Here is an 18,948-nt window from a genome sequence, read left to right as displayed (position 1 = left end):
CAAGAACAGGGGGCGCGCGCGCCCCCTCTGGCCGCAGGCGGCCATTCACCCCCTGCGGATATTTGACCAAAGGAGAATTGGGGGACGCTGTGCTGCCTCTCCTTTGCGGAAATATCCTCGGGGGGAGGCGCGGCACGCGCCGTGGGGGGCAGACGGCCCCCCTCCGACGGTCGTTTGTATCAGGAACGGTTCAGAAACTGGCGCAGGGCGGCGAGGTCGTCCTGCATCAGCCCGTGGCCCGCACCGGGGTGGATGCGGGTTTCCACCATGGCCCCGAGCGCGATGAAGCTGTTGGCCGTTTCGCGCAGGCGTGCCAGCGGGATATGCGGGTCGCGTTCGTGGACCGAGAGCCAGACGCGGCCTTCCCGCTTGCCCGCGTAATCAAAGCGTTTGGGTGTGTGCCCATAGAGCGCTTCGGACGGGGTTCCGGGCGCATCGGCGGTGCCGATTAGGCCGCCGGAAAAGGCCAGAAGGCCGGCAAGGCCGCTGCCGTTGCGGGCAAAGGCCTCGGCCGCCAGACAGGCGCCCTGGCTGAAGCCCGACAGCCAGATATGGCTGCGCGGTATGCCTTCGGATTGCAGCGTGGCGATGGCCTGATCCACCTGCGCCAAGGCGCGGGTGACATAGGGTTCCATCTGCGCCGAGGGGGCGAGGAAGCTGGTGGGCCACCAGCTGTTTCCCGGGGCCTCGGGCGCGATGGCGGCGATCTGGGGCAGGGCCGCGTGATCCATCAGCGACAGGATGTCGGCGGCCGAGCCGCCGCGACCGTGCAAGAGCACGATCCCGGCGGTGGCCCCGGCTTGTGGGCCGTGGCGCATCATGCGGGCACCTTGATCGGCGGAAGGACGGCCTCGATCCGGTCGCGCAGGCGTTCATGCTGGGCCGGCAGCATCAGCCGCGAGCCCATGGTTTCCAGCGGTTCATCGACCGCAAAGCCCGGCGGATCGGTGGCGATTTCGAACAGCACGCCGCCCGGTTCGCGGAAGTAGATCGCGTTGAAATACTGCCGGTCGATCACCGGGGTGGTGCGGTGACCGAAGGACAGGAGCGCCTCTTGCCAGTGGTGCTGATCTTCCTGCGTCTTGGCGCGGAAGGCGATGTGGTGGATCGTGCCGCGCCCGGGACGGGCGACGGTGGGCACATCGGCGCGCCAGATGTCGATGATGCGGCCGCGTTCGGCCCCGTCGGCGATCAGGCGCAGGCGTTCGCCGCCCGCGCCGCGCTCGGAGCCCGCGACGCGGTAGCCGAACGCCTCGGTCAGCAGGCGGGCGGTGGGTTCGGGGTCGCGTTCCCAGAGCGTGACGGAATGGAAGCCGTGCCGATCCACCGCGCCGTCGGTTTCAATCAGTTCCACCGGCGCGCCATCAGGATCGCGCAGCGTGATGACGCGCTGGCCAAAGCGTTCGGTCCCGGCGGGGATGTGGCGGTCACCCTCGGACAGTTCGTCGATCATGGTGTCGAACTCTGCCTTCGGGATGGCATAGGCAAAGGCTGAGGCCATGCCCGGGCCGGCGCGGCCGGGGCCGGCATCGGCAAAGGGGAAGAAGGTGAGGATCGTGCCGGGGCTGCCGGCGGGGTCGCCGTAATAGAGGTGATAGGTGCCGGGATCGTCGAAGTTGACGGTCTTTTTCACCAGACGCTGATTCAGGCGGCCTGCGTAGAAATCCACATTCTCTTGCGGCGGGCCGGAAATGGCGGTGACGTGGTGGATGCCGGGGATCGAGGTCATGATATGCCCTTTCGGCGATATGTTTCGGTTGGGTCGAATATGGGGCGGGTGCGCGTTTGCGGAAAGCGGGCAAGGGCGCGCGGGACTTGTGCAGCAATGCACGAGCCGCGGTCCCCGCGCCGGGGGCGTTTTGGCGTTGCGCGGCCTTGACTTCGCGCGCGCCAACGGGTGTATCGGCGCGATGTCCGATCCAGCCTCGCAAAGGGGAGCATGATGCACGCCTATCGCAGCCATACCTGCGCCGAACTCAACACCGCCCATGTGGGGCAGGAGGTCCGCCTTGCGGGCTGGGTGCATCGCGTGCGCGACCATGGCGGGGTGTTGTTCATCGACCTGCGCGATCATTACGGCATCACGCAGGTGCTGGCCGACAGTGACAGCCCGGCTTTTGCGGCGGTGGAAAAGGTGCGCGCCGAATGGGTGGTGCGGATTGATGGCCGGGTGAAGGCGCGCGATGCGGCGCTGGTGAACGCCAAGATCCCGACCGGCGAGGTTGAGGTCTATGTCACGGGCCTGACTGTGCTGGGCGCGGCGGAAGAATTGCCGATGCCGGTCTTCGGCGAGGTGGATTATCCGGAAGAAACCCGGCTGACCTATCGCTTCCTCGACCTGCGGCGGGAAAAGCTGCATCGCAACATGATGCTGCGGTCGAATGTGGTGCGCCATCTGCGCAATGCGATGTGGGATCAGGGGTTCAACGAGTTTCAGACCCCGATCATCACCGCATCGTCGCCCGAAGGCGCGCGGGATTTTCTGGTGCCGTCGCGCCTACATCCGGGCAAGTTCTATGCCCTGCCGCAGGCGCCGCAGCAGTTCAAGCAATTGATCATGGTGGCGGGGTTTGACCGTTACTTCCAGATTGCGCCCTGTTTCCGCGATGAAGACCCGCGCGCGGACCGGTCCCCCACCGACTTTTACCAGTTGGATGTGGAGATGAGTTTCGTCGAGCAGGAAGATGTGTTCGCCGCCGTGCAGCCCGTGATTCAGGGGCTGTTCGAGACGTTCCGCCCTGACTGCAAGACGGCGAGCGACTGGCCGCGCATTGCCTATCGGGATTCGCTGTTGTGGTACGGGTCGGACAAGCCCGACCTGCGCAACCCGATCAAGATGCAGATCGTGACCGAGCATTTCCGGGGGTCGGGTTTCGCGGTCTTTGCGAAGTTGTTGGAGAATGAGGGCACCGAAGTGCGCGCCATTCCAGCGCCGACCGGGGGAAGCCGCAAGTTCTGTGACCGGATGAACGCCTATGCCCAGAAGGAAGGGCTGCCGGGGATGGGGTATATCTTCTGGCGCGAGGCGGAAGACGGGTCGGGGATCGAGGCAGCGGGGCCGCTGGCCAAGAATATCGGGCCGGAACGGACCGAGGCCATCCGGCAGCAGCTTGGCCTTGGGCTGGGCGATGCGGCGTTCTTCCTGGGCGGCAAGCCGGAGCAGTTTGAAAGCTTTGCGGGCCGCGCGCGCAACGAGATCGGGCGGGAATTGGGGCTGGCCGAGACGGACACGTTCCGCTTTGCCTGGATCGTCGACTTCCCGATGTATGAAAAGACCGATGACGGCAAGATCGACTTTTCCCACAACCCGTTTTCCATGCCGCAGGGCGGGATGGACGCGCTGATGGGCGATCCACTGGCGGTTTATGCCTATCAGTATGATCTGGCCTGCAACGGCTATGAGCTGATTTCGGGCGGCATCCGCAACCACAAGCCCGAGATCATGTACAAGGCGTTTGAACTGGCCGGGTATCCGAATTCCGAGGTCGATAAGCGGTTTGGCGGCATGGTGAAAGCGTTCAAATACGGCGCGCCGCCGCATGGTGGTTGCGCGATGGGGATTGACCGGGCGGTGATGCTGCTGGCCGATGAGAGCAACATCCGCGAGGTCATCATGTTCCCGATGAACCAGCGCGCCGAAGACCTGCTGATGGGCGCGCCGAGCGAGCCGATGAACGAGCAGTTGCGCGAATTGCGCCTGCGCGTGGTGCCGAAGGATCAGTAAGGCCGAACGATCAGGGGGGGGCGCGGGAGCGCCCCTTTTGTTTTGGCGCGTGGCCCCGCTGATGATGGGGAAGGTGGTTTTGGACTGCCCCTCGCCAAGGCGGGTTTTCCCTGCCAGTCTGTCGCCTTGTCCCGAGGTGATCCATGACGTCCCATCCGCCGCTTTACACCGCATCGGTTCCCGTGTTCCGCCATTATCTGGAGCGGATTTCCGTCATGGCAGAGCGGGCCGGGCCAGAGGCGATGGGCGCGCGGATTGCCGATGCCTTTCCCGCCGGGCAGCAGTTCGCCACGGCGGCGGGCTTTGCGCTGCGGGTGGCCTGTCCTCTGGCCGGGCGCGAGGTGCCGGATTTGCCCAAGGCGCTGGGGCCCAGGCTGGCGGTGGCGCGGGCGATGCTGGGGGCGATGGGGCCTGCCGCGTTTGAGGGGGCAGAGGCGCGGGTGATCCGGCATAAGGCGGGCGAGGCGTGGCTGGAGCAGGACGGGGCGACGTTCCTGCATCTGTATGGGATGCCGAATTTCCTGTTCCACCTGACCATGGGCTATGCCGCGTTGCGGGGGGCGGGGGTGGCCTTGGGCAAGGCGGATTTTGACGGGTTCCATGTCTATCCGCCGGGATTTGCGTTCTGATCTTGCGGTTTGCCGAAAGGGCGGGGCAAGCTGCGGGCGGAATGTGGCGGAGGCGGGAATGGCGGGTTTGAGCGGATGGCAGGCGGCAGAGCGGCCCGGCGTGGCGCCCCTTGAGGGGCGCTATGCGCGGCTGGAGCGGCTGGATGCCGATGCCCATGCAGCGGCCCTGTTTTCCGCCTTTGCCGGGCATGATGCGCTGTGGGATTACATGCCCTATGGGCCGTTCCATTCCTCCGCCGCCTATCACCGCTGGGCCAAGGAGGCGACAGCGGGAACGGATCCGGTGTTCTGGGCGATCACGGCGGCGGGGGCGGCGCATCCGTCGGGGGTGGCCTCATATCTGCGGATCACGCCAGAGCATGGGGTGATCGAGGTGGGCAATATCTGCCTGTCCCCCGGCCTGCAGCGCGGGCGGGCGGCGACGGAAGCGATGTTTCTGATGATGGATTGGGCCTTTTCGCATGGCTATCGGCGCTATGAATGGAAATGCAACGCGCTGAACCTGCCGTCGCGGCGGGCGGCGCAGCGGTTGGGCTTTTCCTTCGAGGGCGTGTTCCGCCAGCATATGGTGATCAAGGGGGCGAACCGCGATACGGCGTGGTTTGCCATGATCGACAGCGAATGGCCCGCGCTGCGCGAGGCCTATGCGGCCTGGCTGTCGCCTGCGAATTTCGACGCGGCAGGGCGGCAGCGGGAGCGGCTGTCAGACCTGACCGGGTTGGTGCGGGCGGCATCGGATCCCGCGCTTTAATGGGGCGCTTCAGCCCGGATAGAGCGTGGCAAGGCGGGCGTTGACGGGATCGCGCAAGGCCTGTGGCGGGGGTGGGGGCGGCTGGGTTTGCATTCTGGTCTCCTGCGGGTTGGCTGCAAGTCTTGGGCCACCGGGTTAAGATGCGGTAAAGGCGGGGCCTGCGACGGCTGCGCCCCTTGCGCGGGGGGCGGGGCGCACCCATAACGCAGGGCAGGAGCCAGCGAAGGGGTGGGCGATGATCGGACGTTTGAACCATGTGGCCATTGCTGTGCCGGATCTGGCGGCAGCGGCAGAGCAGTATCGCGGCACCCTGGGCGCAACGGTCGGCGCACCGCAGGATGAGCCGGATCATGGGGTGACGGTGATCTTCATCGAATTGCCGAATACCAAGATCGAACTGCTGTATCCGCTGGGCGAGAACTCCCCCATCGCGGGATTTCTGGAAAAGAACCCGGCGGGGGGGATTCACCACATCTGCTATGAGGTGGAGGATATTCTGGCAGCGCGGGATCGGCTGAAGGCGTCAGGCGCGCGGGTGCTGGGGTCGGGCGAGCCGAAGATCGGCGCGCATGGCAAGCCCGTGCTGTTCCTGCATCCCAAGGATTTCAACGGCTGTCTGGTCGAACTGGAACAGGTGTAAGGGCATGAGCATCACATCGGCCATCGTGCTTTATGCTGTGACCTGGTTCATGGTGTTCTTCATCGTGCTGCCCATCCGCTTTGTCAGTCAGGGGGATGCGGGCGAGGTGGTGCCCGGCACGCCCAAGGGCGCGCCTGCGCGTGATATCGTGGGCAAGAAGGCGCGGATGACCACGTGGATTGCCGCGTTGGTCTGGGTCGTGCTGGCGGGGATCATCCTGTCGGGGATGATCTCGGTCCGCGATATCGACTGGCGCGGGGTGATGACGGAGTGACCCGCCGCCTGCGGTGATCTGATGGCGCGGCTGCGCCGCAAGCCTTTTGTCTCGCCTGCGCGCTTGCGCGCTTCGGCTCGGTGCCGGGGGTTCCCCCCGGACCCCCAGGGTATTCTTTCCAAGATGAAATCAGGGGCGGTTGTGCCTTCAGCTTGGCGTCAAATACCCTCAAGGGGTGAATGGCCGCGCGGGCACCGCGTGGACAGAGGGGACGGAACGTCCCCTGACAGGGGAGCCGGACGCGCGGCACGCGCGGGAGGCGACACAAGAGGCGTGCGGCGCAAGCCGCTCTGCCGGATCAGCGGCGGTTCACGCGGTGGAACAGGTGGGCGAAGGTGGCCACGCCGAAGACCGGGATGAAAAGGTTCAGGACTGGAATCGACAGCGGGGCCGCCATCAGCACGCCTGCGCCCCAGAGCCGCGCCTTGTTGGCGCGCCAGAGCGCACGCGCCTCGAACCGGCCCACCCGGCGCTGGGCGACGAGGGTGAAGTATTCCCGCCCCAGAAGATAGCCGTTCAGCCCCCAGAACAGCACGGGGACCAAGGGCCCTGCGAAGGGCCAGAGGAAGAGCGCGATCAGGTTGGCCCCCAGCGCGATGCCGAAGAAGTTGACCGCGCCGATCAGGCCCTCGGCCAAGGTCTGCGGGCGGGCATCGGGCAGGGTGGGGTAGTGGCGGTCTTCCACCGCGTCGACCACATCCTCCAGAAAGATGCCCGTGAAGGCCGAGGCGACAGGGACCATCAGAAAGACCGAGGCCAGCAGCATCAGGACGATCGAGCCGACCGAGAGCAGCGTGTCGAGCCCGCCCACCGGGCCGAGGAGCGGCAGATCGGTGGTTTCGGGCACCAGCCACTGGATCGCGCCGATCATCAGCGCATAGAGCCCGACGAGCAGCGCCAGCGTCAGGCCGACGCCCAGAAGGACCACGCGGCGGAAGCGCGGATCGGTCCATTGGCCCAAGGCGCGGGAGAAGCTGGCGAAGATCATGCCCATGGGGATGTCCCTTGTGGTTCAGGCCCAGGTGATGGTGCGGGCGGGGTCGGGGCGGGGGCGGTCGGGCATGGGGCTGCCGGGCGTGCCGATATGGATGATGCCCGCCACCCATTCCGCATCCGCGCAGCCGAAGGCGCGGGTGATGAAGGGGCGGTCATGGCTGACCCAGCCTGAAAGCCAGTTCGCGCCCCAACCTGCCGCCGTGGCCGCGTTGACGAGGCCAAGGCAGAGCGCGCCTGCCGACAGGGTCTGTTCGATTTCGGGGATCTTGTCCGAAGCTTTGGGCGCGGCGATCACCACCACGGCGAGGTGGGAGCGGTCGAACTGGCCGCGGCCTTTTTCGATCTTTTCGGGATCGCCGCCAAGTTCGCGCGCCCGCGCCTCGGCCAGATCGGCCCAGAGGGTAAGGGCGGGGCGATAGCCCACCACCAGCCGCCACGGTTCCAGCTTGCCATGATCGGGCACGCGCAGCGCTGCGTGCAGGATCGGTTCCAGTGCCGCGCGGTCGGGGGCGGGGCCGGTCATCACCTTGGAGGGGTAGGATTGGCGGGCGGCCAGAAATTCAAAGGCGGCGGTGTTGGCGGGCATCTGGTTTACGGGCATCTGGGGGCCTTGCTGCCCCGGCGTGGCGCGGGGCGGTGAGGTGGGGTTGTTGGCGGAGCGGGCGTTCGCCCGCATTGCTTTTGTCTCGCCTGCGCGCGGTCGCGCTTGGCTCGGGTTTTTGGGTATTTGAGCCAAGGTGAATGGGCAAGGGGCGAGTTGGCGGTCAGGGGCGTGAATACAGGGTTTCCAGATCGTCGATCCATGCGGTGAGGAAGGCGTCAAAGCGGGGGTCGGGTTGGCGGGCGGTGAGCGTGGCGGCGAGGGGGTCGGGGGCGGTGGCCGTACCAGACCCGGGGCTTTGGGCCAGTTCCTCGATCACGGCATGGCCGCAGAAGGGGACGTAGACCTCGGAATAGCCGCCTTCATGCACGGCGAGGAGGCGGCCGTCGCAGAGGCTGTTGGCGGCTTGCATCGTGAGGCGGGTCATCTGGCGGAAGGTGTCGGCGGTGGCGAGCATCCGGCCCAGCGGATCAAGCGCTGCGGCGTCAAAGCCGCAGGCGATGAGGATGGCGTCGGGTTTGTGGGCGTGCAGGGCGGGGAGGACGAGGCGTTCGAACGCCTCGATATAGCCCTTATGCCCGGTGCCGGGGGGCAGGGGGATGTTGAGGTTGGTGCCATGGGCGGCGCCTTCGCCGCGGATATCGGCATGGCCGGTGTCGGTGGGATAGTTGCGGTCCTGATGGAGCGAGATGGTCAGGATATCGGGGTCGTTCAAGAAGATCGCCTCGGTCCCGTTGCCGTGGTGGACGTCCCAGTCGATCACGGCGAAGCGTTTCGCGGGAGTTTCTGCCTGAGCGGCGCGGATGGCGATGGCGATATTGGCCAGCAGGCAGAAGCCATTGGGGCGATCGGGCAGGCAATGGTGGCCCGGCGGGCGCGAGAGGGCATAGCCGTTGCGGGCCTGTCCGGTGAGGATGTCGATCAACCCGCGTTTGGCGAGGCCTGCCGAGAGGGCAGCGAGTTCATAGCCGCCCCGCCCGAAGGGGGCGCGGGGGCCAAGTTCGCCGCCATCGGCATCGGACAGCGCCTTGAACTGGTCGAGATAGGTGGCGGGGTGGACGCGGAGGAGGTCGTCGCGCGTTGCGGGGTCGGCGCTGCGGGGGGAGAGGTGGTGGATCAGGCCCGTCACCTCGATCAGGTTTTTCAGGCGGCGTTTGGTTTCGGGCGATTCGGGCAGGCCGCCGCCGGGTTGCACCAGCGCGCCGATGGGGCCGCCCACGGGCAGGGTGAGGGCGTAGTTGCCGCCGTGATGCCAGAAGAGCCGTTCGTCGGTGTAGAAGGCGGTGATCATTCTGGCCTCGGGTCTGGGGGCGGTTGCGGGCAGGTTAGGCGCGGGGCAGGGTGGAAGGCCAGAGGGGAGATGCGATGAAGAAGGGTGAGCGGGCCGATCTGGCGGTGCCGGGGGCGGAGTTTGTGGTCAAGGCCGTGCCACGGGCGCGGGTGGCGGCGTGCGCGCTGGAGGGGGAGGTGTGGCGGATCGCAGTGCATGAGCCGCCCGAGGAGGGCCGCGCCACGGCGGCGGTGGCGGAGGCGCTGGCCCATGCGCTGGGCGTGGCGAAGGGGCGGCTGGTGCTGGTGCGGGGGGCGGCGTCGCGGGACAAGCGGTTCCGGCTGGATTAGGGGGCCTTTGTGGCGGGTTTGGCTTCGATCCGGTAGCTGCCTTCGGGCAGGTCCAATGCGGCGGCGAGGTCGCGCAGTTGCGTGAGCGACAGGGTGATGCGGACGGGTTCTTCGGTCAGCGGGTCAAGCTGTTCCAGCGTCACGCAATCCTCGAAGGCGAGGATGGTGATGTCTTCTTGCAGGCCTTCATGCCCCTCGTCGATGAGGGTGATCACGGTGGCGTCGAAATCGTGCTCGATGGTGAACATGGCAGGCAGGCTAGCGCGGTGATGTGGGGGCGTGCAATCGGGAAAACCCCGCATGGGCGGGGCGGCGGGCGGATGGGCGCTGAATTGCGCGTGAGGCGGGGCGGTGGGGGCTGGTTCGTGCCGCGCGCTTTGCTAGATTGCCGGGAACGAGTTTTGCAACGAGATTTGCGGACCCCTTGCTGGGGTGGCGCGGACGGATGGAACGGGCAGGCTATGCGGGCAATGGTTCTGGCGATGATGGCGGTAGGCGGGCTGGCGGCCTGTGTGCCGACTTACGAGGCGGGCTATCCCGCGCCCGTGCCAGTGGGCGAGGTGGCGCAGGTGGCCGCGGCACCATTGCCGCCCCGGCAGGCGGCGGAGAATTTCATCCGCGTGGTCCGGCAGGTGGAGCCGATGACCGAAGAGATTTGCCGCGCCCGCACGCGGGGGGTGAATTGCGATTTCCGCATCGTGATCGATGATCGGCCCGGAATGGGGCCGAACGCGTTCCAGACGCTGGATGAAACGGGGCGGCCGATCCTTGGCTTTACGCTGGCGCTGATTGCGGATGCGCGCAACGCCGATGAGATCGCCTTTGTGCTGGGCCATGAGGCGAGCCATCACATTCTGGGCCATATCCCGCAGCAGCAGCAGACTGCGATGGCGGGGGCGATGGTGGCGGGGATACTGGCGCAGGCGACCGGGGCCGGGTCCGAGGCGGTGCAGGCGGCGCAACAGATGGGCGCTTCTGTCGGCGCGCGGCGCTATTCGCGCGATTTCGAGCTGGAGGCCGATGCGCTGGGCACGGAGATCGCCTTTTACGCGGGATATGACCCCGTGCTGGGGGCGGGGTTCTTTGACCGGCTGCCCGATCCGGGGGATCAGTTCCTGGGCAGTCACCCGCCCAATTCCCAGCGCAAGGCGCAGGTGCGGGCGGTGGTGGCGCGGCTGGGCGGGTATTGAGCGCCGCCGCTTCGGTTTGATCTGCGTCAAGGCAGGGCGGGCTGCGCGCGGGCAGGGTTGTCGTCACGGGGCCGGGTTTGCGGCCCTGCAAGGAGGCGACGGGATGATCGGATATGCAGAGGCACCCAAGGCTTGGGGACTGACGCGCGGGATGGGCCGGGTGCTGGGCGTCAGCCTGACCGGCGCAGTGGTCGAGGGCTGGTTGCATCGTGGGGAACTTGCGGCGCTGGTGGATCGCTGTCAGGCCTGCGGGCAGGACGCGGATTGCACCGGCTGGCTGGCCAGCCATGTGACGGCGGAAACGCTGCCGGATTTCTGCGCGAACAAGGACGGGATCGAGGCGCTGGTTCCGCGCTGATCCGACGTTATCCGGGCCAGTCGTCGGGACCAGTCCTGGGGGGGCTTGAGGCGCGGAGGTCTGCGTGACAGGGTCGCGCGGATGGAAAAGCTTGGGGAAATCCTGCGCGACCGCGGGTCGCGCTATGCCGTTTCGGGCGGGCCGGTTGTGGGCCGTGCCGGGGTGGAGGCCTTGCTGGCCGATCTGAAGCGCGACAAGAAATATGCCAAGGCCACCCATAATTCCTGGGCCTGCATCCTGAGCGAGGGCGGGCCGCAGAAGGGCGATGATGGCGAGGCGGGGGCAGGAGCAGTGATCCTGCGGATGCTGGAGCGCGCGGGGCTGGTCGATCATGTGATCGTGGTGACGCGCTGGTATGGCGGGGTGCATCTGGGTGGTGACAGGTTTGCGCATGTGGTGACCTGTGTGCGGGCCTATCTCGACGCGCTGGAGCGGGCAGGATAAGGCTGACCTTGCGGCAGGCAGGGAGAGGGCGCGATGATCGGCTGGCTGAAGGCAGAGATACGCCGGATCGGCAATACGACGATCTGGTCCTGGCAGGGCTGGGTCTCGGCCTGGGCGCGGGAGAAATCGCTGCGGCAATGGACGCTGGTCAACCTGATCTCGGCCACGCTGGCGCTGACGCTGGACTTGACGCCGGGGGAACGGGCGCTGATCCTGGCGCTGGGCTTGCTGCTGCTGGCCGCCGAACTGGCGAATACGGCCATCGAGGAGGTGGTCGATTACATCTCTGAGGAGATCGATCCACGGGCAAAGCGGGCCAAGGATGCCGGATCGGCCATGGTGGCGGTGACGGCACTGGCGGGCGGGCTGGCCTGGGTGGTGATCCTGATCGGGTGAGGGGGCGTTCTCGGACGCAGAGCACGCAGCGGAAAATGACGCATTTTCCGGGGCACGCCGTTCGGGGCCGCCGCGCGCTGTGGCACAGGCGGATTTGGGTATTTGTGGCCAAGATGAAGGATCAGGGCCGCTTTGCCTGACGCCGCAGATGGGCGCGGTAGAGAATAGGCGCGGCGATCCGGTCGTAGAGCAGGGTCAGCGCCGGGTTGATGAGGGGCAACCCTGTAAGCCGAGCGAGCCAGCGCCAGCGCGGCAGGCCCGCCCAGATGGCGCGGAAGGCCGCGAGGCCGGAGAGCAGTTCGCCTTCTTTCAGCACATGCAGGCGGCGGGCGGCCTGATCCGGGGTCAGGCCGTAGCGGGATGCATCCTCCAGCCGGTCAAAGCGGAGGGGGGCACCGTCGCGGGCGGCGGCGGCGCGGTAATGATCAATCTCGAACCGGCAGACCGGGCAGGTGTCGTTGTAGAGGATGCGGGTTTCGTCGCTCATGCCCTGCAAGCTAGGTGCGGGGCGGGCGGGGCCAAGGGGGCCGTGACGATGTGTCAGAGCCGTGAATGGCTGCCATCGCAGAAGGGGGCCTTGGCGCTGGCCTTGCAGCCGCAGAAGAACAGCTTCTTGCCCTCTTCCGCCGTGACCTTGACCGGGGAAAAGCTGGTGCCCTTGTGGCTGCCGTCGCAGAAGGGCTGGTTCTTCGACTCGCCGCAGGCGCACCAGAAATAGGTTTTTCCCGCCTCGGCCTCGACCGGGTAGGGGGCTTTCTGGGCGATCTTGGGGATGTCGGACATTCGGCTGGCTCCTGATTGGCTTGCGCGTCGCAGGATGTGCGGCGGGCGGCCGTTCGGTCAAGCCGTCAGGCGACCCCAGAGATCGTATTCGCCCGCCTCTTCGACCTGAACCGTCACGATATCGCCGGGGGAGAGGGTGGCGAAATCTTCATCGATGAACAGGTTGCCGTCGATTTCCGGTGCATCGGCCTGCGTGCGGCAGGTGGCGCCTTCGTCATCGACCTCATCCACGATGACCTGCAGCACTTTTCCAACCTTGGCGGCCAGTTTGGCCTCGGATATTGCCTGCGCTTTTGCCATGAAGCGATCCCAGCGGTCCTGCTTCACCTCTTCTGGCACGTGATCGGGGAGCGCGTTGGAGCGTGCGCCGGGGACGTTTTCGTATTTGAAGCAGCCGACACGGTCGAGCTGCGCCTCATCCATCCAGTCGAGCAGGGTCTGGAATTCGGCCTCGGTCTCGCCGGGGTAGCCCACGATGAAGGTGGAGCGGAGTGTGATGTCGGGGCAGGTGGCGCGCCAGGCGGCGATTTCGTCCAGCGTGCGGGCGGCGGCGGCGGGACGGGCCATGCGGCGCAGGACGTCGGGGTGGGCGTGCTGAAACGGGATGTCGAGATAAGGCAGGATCAACCCTTCGGCCATGAGCGGGATCAGGTCGCGCACATGGGGGTAGGGGTAGACGTAATGCAGGCGCACCCAGGCGCCAAGCTGGCCCATTTCACGCGCCAGATCGGTGATATGGGCGCGAACGGTGCGGTCTTTCCACGGGCTGTCGTCATGCTTGCGGTCCACGCCATAGGCCGAGGTGTCCTGGCTGATGACGAGGAGTTCCCTGACCCCCGCCTCGACCAGCTTTTCCGCCTCACGCAGAACGGCATTGGCCGGCCGGCTGACGAGCTTGCCGCGCATGTCGGGGATGATGCAGAACTTGCACTTGTGGTTACAGCCTTCGGAGATTTTCAGATAGCTGTAGTGGCGCGGGGTCAGGCTGACGCCGGTGGCGGGCAGCAGGTCGATGAAGGGGTCGGGCTGCGGCGGTACGGCAAGGTGGACGGCGTCCAGCACCTGTTCGTATTGATGTGGTCCGGTGACGGCGAGAACCTTGGGATGCGCGCCGGTGATGTAATCGGGTTCCGCGCCAAGGCAGCCGGTGACGATGACGCGGCCGTTTTCCTTGAGCGCCTCGCCGATGGCATCGAGGCTTTCGGCGCGGGCAGAGTCCAGAAACCCGCAGGTGTTGACGATGACGGCATCGGCACCGGTGTAATCGGGGCTGATGGCATATCCTTCGGCCCGCAGGCGGGTGAGGATGCGTTCGCTGTCCACCAGCGCCTTGGGGCAGCCGAGCGAGACCATGCCGATGGTGGGCTGGCCCGCACGGCGTTCGTCAGGAACGCTGGCACGGGCAAGGTCGGGGCGCAGGTTGGGCGGGTTCTGGGTCATGTGCGCGCCATACCCCAAACGCGGCGCGGCGGGAAGGGCGGTGATCCAATCGCGCGGCTGCGCCGCATTGCTTTTGTCTCGCCTCCCGCGCCTGCGCGCGTCCGGCTCGGACGCAGGGGGCTTTCATCCCCCTCTTGGCCTGCTGCGCGGTCCAATTCACCCCCTGAGGGTATTTTTCCCAAGATGAAGGAGTGCTGGGTTTCATCTTGGCCCAAATACCCTCGGCGAGACAGCCAGCGGTGCGCCATCGGTTCGAACATCAATGGCGGAAAGGGGCGAAGCGCCCCCGCCTCTGAGCCGGAGCGCGCAGGCGCGGAGGCGAGGCAAAAGAAATGCGGCGCAGCCGCGCAATTGGATCACCGCTCGCCGCTTGCCCTGCGGGTGGGGGCGGCATAGCGTCCGGGGCGAGATTTGGGGCCAGATTTGGGGCCAGAGGAGACCTGCCATGACCGATACCCGCCCGCTGATCCTGTCCTGCCCCTTGCCGCGCAGTTTGCCGTTGATCTTCAGGCCGGACGGGTTGGCGGAATTGCGGGCGCGGTACCGGATTGTCGAGACGACGGATGAAGCCTTGCCCGCGCTGGCGGAGGATGTGCTGGCAGAGGCGCGCTATATCATCGGGCAGCCGCCGATGGATGGGGCGCTGCTGGCGCGGCTATCGTCGCTGCGCTGCATTTTCAATGTGGAATCCAATCTTCTCAACAACATGCCCTATGATGAGGTGTTCCGTCGCGGCATTCATGTGGTGACCACAGGGGCGGTCTTTGCCCAGCCGGTGGCCGAAATCGGGCTGGGGTTTGCGCTTTCGCTCTTGCGCAACATCCACGGGGCGGATGCGGATTTCCGGGCGGGGCAGGAGTTGTGGGGGGGTGACGGCAATGGCAATGCGCGGCTGCTGACCGGGGCAGAGGTGGGGATCATCGGGTTCGGGGATCTGGGCCGGGCCTGCGCGCGGGTGCTTACGGGGTTTGCGCCGCGCTTGCGGGTGTTCGATCCCTGGCTGCCCGTGTCGCGCATCCGCGAGGCGGGGGCGGAGCCTGCGACGCTGGAGGCGGTGCTGGCCGGGTCGGATGTGGTGTTCTGCACGGCAGCCGTCACGTCGGAGAACCGGGCCTTTCTGGGGGCGGAGGCTTTTGCCACCATGCGGCGGGGGGCGATCTTTCTGCTGCTGTCGCGTGCGGATGTGGTGGATTTTCCGGCGCTGATGGGTGCGGTGCAGGGGGGCCATATCCTTGCCGCGTCCGACGTGTTCCCCGATGAGCCTTTGGCCGTGGATCATCCGGTGCGGGCGATTCCCTGTTTCCTGCTTTCGGCGCATCGGGCGGGGGCGTTAGACATCGCGTTCAAGCGGATGGGTGAGATGGTGTTGGAAGATCTGGCCCTGCTGGACCGGGGTTTGCCGCCCATGGTCTGCAAGCGGGCCGAGCGGGAAACCGTGGCGCGGTTCCGGTCCAAACCCGTGGTGGTGAACTGATCCGCCGATGCGTCGGGCGGCGCTTGCGGCGCGGGCAGGGGCAGGCGTAACCTGCGGTTGATGCTGGGTTTGGGGGGTGGAATGCGCTGGGTTTTCCGGGTTCTTGGGGTGCTGGCGGTGCTGGTGGTCATTGGTGCGGCGGCGCTGGTTCTGATCCCGTCGGATCGGGTGGCGGCGCTGGCGGTGGCGCAGTTTGAAAAGGTCACCGGGCGGCAATTGACGATTGAAGGCGGCGTCACGCCCACGCTCTGGCCCGTGTTGGGCGTGGAGATGGGGCGGATCGAGATATCGAACGCCGACTGGTCCGAAGAAGGGCCGATGCTGGTGGCCGATGCGCTGGCGATCCGGATCGATTCCAATGCGCTGTTCGGGGGCGAGGTGCGGATCACCGGGCTGGAATTGACGCGGCCAGAGATATTGATCGAAAGCGGCGAAGAGGGCGCGGGCAACTGGGTGTTTGGCGGCGCGCAAGGGGGCACGGCGACGGCGGATATGGCGACGGCGGATACGCCCTTTTCGCTGGACCTTGGGGTCATTCGCGATGGCAGCATCGGCTATGTCGATCATGCGACGGGGCGGCGGGTGCAGTTGACCGGCGTCGATCTGGAGGCGCGGCTGGCCGATTATGATGGCCCGCTTGAGGTGACGATGACCGGCACTTCGGCGGGGGAGGCGGTGGCGCTGGACATGACTTTGGCGGCGTTCCGCACGGCCTATGAGGGGGGCGTGTCGCCCGTCACGCTGGCGCTGGAGGCCGGGGCGGCGCGGATCGGGTTTGAAGGGCGGGCCGGGTTTCAGCCGGTGATGGCCGAAGGGCGGCTGGAGGCGGATCTTGCCGATCTGCGCGCGCTGTCGGCGCTGGTTGGCATGGACGCACCGGCACTGCCGCAGGGGTTCGGGCGGGACAGCGTGACGGTGGCGGGGGATGTGACGCTGACGCCGGAGGGATCGGCGCATCTGCGCGGCGGGACCATCGCGCTGGACGGCACGGCGATCACCGGCGATCTGGACCTGACGCAGGGCGAGGCGCGGCCCAAGCTGGTGGCGCGGCTGGTGGTGGGCGATCTGGCTGTGGCCGAGAATGTGGCCGGTGGCAGCAGCGCGGGCGAAGGTGGCGGCGATGTGGCCACCGCGGGCTGGTCGGACCGGCCCATTGATGTGAGCGGGCTGTCGGCGCTGGATGCCGAGCTTGGCCTGCGGGCGGCGTCGCTGGACCTTGGGGCGGTGAACCTGGGGCCGGTGGCGGCCTCGGTCACGCTGGACAATGCGCGCGCGGTGATCCGGCTGGATGAGGTGGGTGCCTATGGCGGCACGGTGGGCGGGCAGTTCGTGGTGAACGGGCGGCAGGGCCTGTCGGTGGGCGGGGATATGGCCTTCCGCGATATCAGCCTGCAACCGATGCTGACGGACCTGACGGGGTTCGAGCGGCTGGTGGGGACGGGGGATCTGTCGGTCGATTTCCTTGGGTCGGGCAATTCGGTGGCGGCGATCATGAACAGCCTGTCCGGGTCAGGCGTGCTGAACCTTGGGTCGGGGGAGATTCTGGGGCTGGACATTGCGGGGATGATCACGCGGCTGGACACGGGCTATGTGGGTGAGGGGCAGAAGACGATCTTTGACAGCCTGTCTGCGAGTTTCGACATGGATCAGGGCGATCTGTTCAACAGCGATCTGATTCTGGCGGGGCCGGTGATCAGCGCCGAAGGATCGGGGCGGATCGGGCTGGGCGCGCGCGATCTGGAATATCGCATCCGGCCCACGGCCTTGCGCGGCGCGGACGGGACCGGGGGCATTTCGGTGCCGCTGTGGATCACCGGGTCCTGGGCCGCGCCGAGCTATGCGCTGGATCTGGAGGCGCTGGCGGAGGAGAATTTCAAGGAAGAGGCCAAGGCCCTTGAGGATGATCTGAAAGCCAAGGCCGCCGAGGAACTGGGGCAGGTGGAGGGCGAGTCGCTGGAGGATGCCGCCCGGCGCAAGCTGGAGGAAGAGTTGGGCGAGGGCGTGGGCGGATTGCTGGAAGGGCTGTTGGGCGGGAACTGAACGGAGTGCGATTTTTCATGCGAAAAATCGGGTGATCCTTCGGGGAAGGATCAGGCCTGACGGGCGGTAGGCGGGCTTGTCCGTTCGTGCGACGCAGTGCAGTCTTTGCGCGATGCGTGGGCAGGGGGGAAAGCCATGGGCAAGGATGTGGGTGAGGCGCTGACGGATGCGGCCTTTACGCGGACGCGGTTGAAAGGGTCGATGGTGGAGGCGTCATGGTCTGGGGCGCTGAGCTTTTTCCGGCGAAAATATACCAAAGACCTGACCGGGGTGGATGTGGCGATCACGGGCATCCCGTTTGACACATCGGTGAGCAACCGCCCCGGCGCGCGGCTGGGGCCGGAGGCGATACGGCGGGCATCCGCCCCGCATGCCTGGGGGCCGATCTGGCCGTGGCGGTTTGATCCGTTCGATACGCTGGCCTGCATCGACTATGGCGATTGCGGGTTCGACTGGGGCGAGCCGATGGAGACGCCCGCCGCGATCGAGGCGCATGTGGCGGGGATATTGGCGGCGGGGGCGACGACGCTGAATCTGGGCGGGGATCATTTCACCACCTATCCGACGCTGAAGGCCTATGCCGCGAAATATGGGCCGATGGGGATGGTCCAGTTCGACGCGCATCGCGATGTGGAACAGGATGCAGGCGGGCGCATCGACCATGGGTCGATGTTCTATTACGCGGTGCGCGATGGCATCCTTGATCCGAAACGCGTGGTGCAGGTGGGGATACGGACCTGTTTCCACGGCGAGCAGACGCATGGGATGACCATTCTGCATGCCGATCAGGTTCATGCCATGCCCGCCGAGGAGGTGGCGGCGGTGATCCGGCGGGTGCTGGGGGACGGGCCGTCTTACCTGACCTTTGACATTGATTGTCTGGACCCTTCCACCGCGCCGGGGACGGGGACGCCGGTTCCCGGCGGGCTGACCTCGTATCAGGCGCTGTCGATCCTGCGGGCGATGAAGGGGTTGGATTTCAAGGGGATGGATGTGGTCGAGGTATCGCCCCCCTTTGACCATGCCGAGATGACTTCGACCGCCGCCGCGATCATCGCGGTCGAGATGCTGTGCCTGAAGGCCTGGGCGCGGGGGGCGCGGGGGGCGGAGTGAGGGGCAAGGTCTGCTGACAGAACGCTGTCAGCAGGGGGGTGGTTTCTTCCGGGCGTCAACCGAAGGAAGGAGCATCCCATGCAAAAGGTTTCCGTCAATCCGTGGTCCTGGTCAAAGGCGCTTGGCTATGATCAGGGCGTTCTTGTCAGCGCAGCCGCGCGGCAGTTGATCTGTGCGGGGCAGACGGCTGTGGATGGCGCAGGCGCGCCGCAGCATCCCGGCGACATGCGCGCGCAGCTTGGGCTGGCGCTGGACAATCTGGAGGCGGTGCTGGCCGCCGGGGGGATGGGTCTGGGGAACCTTGTGCGGATCGCGGTCTTTGCCACCGATGTAGACGCGCTGTTGCCGCATATGGATGTGCTGGGCCGCAGGCTGGGGGCGGCGGGGGTGGCCCCGGCCATGACTCTGGTGGGTGTGACGCGGCTGGCACTGCCGCCCTTGATGGTGGAACTGGAGGCGGTGGCGATGGGCTAGG

At 66.7% G+C, this 18,948-nt stretch carries 23 protein-coding genes; 14 read left to right on the top strand and 9 right to left on the bottom strand.

The genetic code is table 11. The features are described 5' to 3' along the window. Window positions 1–179: 179 nt before the first annotated feature. Both RSE12_17500 and RSE12_17495 read right to left on the bottom strand, forming a co-directional pair. Complete coding sequence (locus RSE12_17500) at window positions 180–821, bottom strand: dienelactone hydrolase family protein (GenBank protein WRH62144.1); 642 nt, start codon at window positions 819–821, stop codon at window positions 180–182. Continuing rightward, on the bottom strand, window positions 818–1,729 hold the full coding sequence (locus tag RSE12_17495; GenBank protein ID WRH62143.1) for a ring-cleaving dioxygenase: 912 nt from the start codon (window positions 1,727–1,729) through the stop codon (window positions 818–820). Before RSE12_17495 ends, RSE12_17500 begins: the two co-directional genes overlap by 4 nt. Window positions 1,730–1,942: 213 nt before the next feature. Here RSE12_17495 and aspS point away from each other — a divergent pair, with 213 nt between their 5' ends. The 5 genes from aspS to RSE12_17470 all read left to right on the top strand — a co-directional run bounded on the left by aspS (window position 1,943) and on the right by RSE12_17470 (window position 6,018). Beyond that, window positions 1,943–3,724, top strand: a complete 1,782-nt coding sequence (gene aspS / locus RSE12_17490) for an aspartate--tRNA ligase (protein ID WRH62142.1) — start codon at window positions 1,943–1,945, stop codon at window positions 3,722–3,724. Between the two features lie 143 nt (window positions 3,725–3,867). Next, window positions 3,868–4,353, top strand: a complete 486-nt coding sequence (locus RSE12_17485; GenBank protein ID WRH62141.1) for a DUF1993 family protein — start codon at window positions 3,868–3,870, stop codon at window positions 4,351–4,353. Between the two features lie 58 nt (window positions 4,354–4,411). Further along, window positions 4,412–5,104: a GNAT family protein gene (locus RSE12_17480; protein ID WRH62140.1), complete on the top strand. Its 693-nt coding sequence runs from the start codon at window positions 4,412–4,414 to the stop codon at window positions 5,102–5,104. Window positions 5,105–5,339: 235 nt separating this feature from the next. Further along, window positions 5,340–5,744 carry a methylmalonyl-CoA epimerase gene (mce, locus tag RSE12_17475; protein ID WRH62139.1) on the top strand — a complete coding sequence of 135 codons (405 nt, stop codon included), beginning with the start codon at window positions 5,340–5,342 and terminating at the stop codon, window positions 5,742–5,744. 4 nt (window positions 5,745–5,748) lie between these two features. Beyond that, window positions 5,749–6,018: a DUF1467 family protein gene (locus RSE12_17470; protein WRH62138.1), complete on the top strand. Its 270-nt coding sequence runs from the start codon at window positions 5,749–5,751 to the stop codon at window positions 6,016–6,018. A gap of 298 nt (window positions 6,019–6,316) precedes the next feature. Here RSE12_17470 and RSE12_17465 read toward each other — a convergent pair whose 3' ends face one another. The 3 genes from RSE12_17465 to RSE12_17455 form a co-directional block, all read right to left on the bottom strand. Next, window positions 6,317–7,006 (bottom strand): EI24 domain-containing protein, encoded by a 690-nt coding sequence (locus RSE12_17465; GenBank protein WRH64851.1) that lies wholly within the window; start codon window positions 7,004–7,006, stop codon window positions 6,317–6,319. 24 nt (window positions 7,007–7,030) lie between these two features. Next, window positions 7,031–7,600, bottom strand: coding sequence for a nitroreductase (locus RSE12_17460; GenBank protein ID WRH64850.1), 570 nt, complete (start codon window positions 7,598–7,600; stop codon window positions 7,031–7,033). A 178-nt stretch (window positions 7,601–7,778) separates the two neighbouring features. Next, entirely contained in the window at window positions 7,779–8,906 is a 1,128-nt protein-coding gene (locus tag RSE12_17455; protein WRH62137.1) for a class II histone deacetylase, read from the bottom strand. 74 nt (window positions 8,907–8,980) lie between these two features. On the opposite strand from RSE12_17455, the gene RSE12_17450 reads away from it, so the two are divergent. Further along, a complete protein-coding gene (locus tag RSE12_17450; protein ID WRH62136.1) occupies window positions 8,981–9,235 on the top strand; it encodes a DUF167 family protein in 255 nt (84 codons plus the stop codon). On the opposite strand, the gene RSE12_17445 is transcribed toward RSE12_17450, so the two are convergent. After that, the gene (locus RSE12_17445; GenBank protein ID WRH62135.1) at window positions 9,232–9,483 is read right to left on the bottom strand and encodes a hypothetical protein; all 252 of its coding nucleotides are present in this window, start codon (window positions 9,481–9,483) and stop codon (window positions 9,232–9,234) included. The genes RSE12_17450 and RSE12_17445 overlap by 4 nt on opposite strands. A gap of 213 nt (window positions 9,484–9,696) precedes the next feature. Here RSE12_17445 and RSE12_17440 point away from each other — a divergent pair, with 213 nt between their 5' ends. The 4 genes from RSE12_17440 to RSE12_17425 all read left to right on the top strand — a co-directional run bounded on the left by RSE12_17440 (window position 9,697) and on the right by RSE12_17425 (window position 11,623). Next, window positions 9,697–10,425 carry a M48 family metallopeptidase gene (locus RSE12_17440; GenBank protein WRH62134.1) on the top strand — a complete coding sequence of 243 codons (729 nt, stop codon included), beginning with the start codon at window positions 9,697–9,699 and terminating at the stop codon, window positions 10,423–10,425. Window positions 10,426–10,528: 103 nt separating this feature from the next. Beyond that, entirely contained in the window at window positions 10,529–10,783 is a 255-nt protein-coding gene (locus RSE12_17435) for a DUF6455 family protein (GenBank protein ID WRH62133.1), read from the top strand. A gap of 81 nt (window positions 10,784–10,864) precedes the next feature. Next, window positions 10,865–11,227, top strand: coding sequence for a YigZ family protein (locus RSE12_17430; protein WRH62132.1), 363 nt, complete (start codon window positions 10,865–10,867; stop codon window positions 11,225–11,227). A gap of 33 nt (window positions 11,228–11,260) precedes the next feature. Then, complete coding sequence (locus tag RSE12_17425) at window positions 11,261–11,623, top strand: diacylglycerol kinase (protein ID WRH62131.1); 363 nt, start codon at window positions 11,261–11,263, stop codon at window positions 11,621–11,623. Between the two features lie 121 nt (window positions 11,624–11,744). Here RSE12_17425 and RSE12_17420 read toward each other — a convergent pair whose 3' ends face one another. Genes RSE12_17420 through rimO form a run of 3 tightly spaced genes read right to left on the bottom strand, consistent with a single transcriptional unit; the run spans window position 11,745 to window position 13,846 of the window. Then, window positions 11,745–12,110: a DUF393 domain-containing protein gene (locus RSE12_17420; GenBank protein ID WRH62130.1), complete on the bottom strand. Its 366-nt coding sequence runs from the start codon at window positions 12,108–12,110 to the stop codon at window positions 11,745–11,747. A 53-nt stretch (window positions 12,111–12,163) separates the two neighbouring features. Further along, on the bottom strand, window positions 12,164–12,406 hold the full coding sequence (locus RSE12_17415) for a CDGSH iron-sulfur domain-containing protein (GenBank protein ID WRH62129.1): 243 nt from the start codon (window positions 12,404–12,406) through the stop codon (window positions 12,164–12,166). A 57-nt stretch (window positions 12,407–12,463) separates the two neighbouring features. Further along, complete coding sequence (gene rimO / locus RSE12_17410; GenBank protein ID WRH62128.1) at window positions 12,464–13,846, bottom strand: 30S ribosomal protein S12 methylthiotransferase RimO; 1,383 nt, start codon at window positions 13,844–13,846, stop codon at window positions 12,464–12,466. Window positions 13,847–14,291: 445 nt separating this feature from the next. Here rimO and RSE12_17405 point away from each other — a divergent pair, with 445 nt between their 5' ends. From RSE12_17405 to RSE12_17390, 4 genes are all read left to right on the top strand, one after another. Further along, entirely contained in the window at window positions 14,292–15,320 is a 1,029-nt protein-coding gene (locus tag RSE12_17405; GenBank protein ID WRH62127.1) for a hydroxyacid dehydrogenase, read from the top strand. An 81-nt stretch (window positions 15,321–15,401) separates the two neighbouring features. Beyond that, on the top strand, window positions 15,402–17,360 hold the full coding sequence (locus RSE12_17400; GenBank protein WRH62126.1) for an AsmA family protein: 1,959 nt from the start codon (window positions 15,402–15,404) through the stop codon (window positions 17,358–17,360). 135 nt (window positions 17,361–17,495) lie between these two features. Next, complete coding sequence (gene speB, locus RSE12_17395) at window positions 17,496–18,473, top strand: agmatinase (protein ID WRH62125.1); 978 nt, start codon at window positions 17,496–17,498, stop codon at window positions 18,471–18,473. 78 nt (window positions 18,474–18,551) lie between these two features. Next, a complete protein-coding gene (locus RSE12_17390) occupies window positions 18,552–18,947 on the top strand; it encodes a RidA family protein (protein WRH62124.1) in 396 nt (131 codons plus the stop codon). Window position 18,948 lies beyond the last annotated feature (1 nt).

This window comes from Fuscovulum sp. (assembly GCA_035192965.1).
Lineage (GTDB): Bacteria > Pseudomonadota > Alphaproteobacteria > Rhodobacterales > Rhodobacteraceae > Paragemmobacter.
This window is presented reverse-complemented; position numbering and strand designations above follow the sequence as displayed.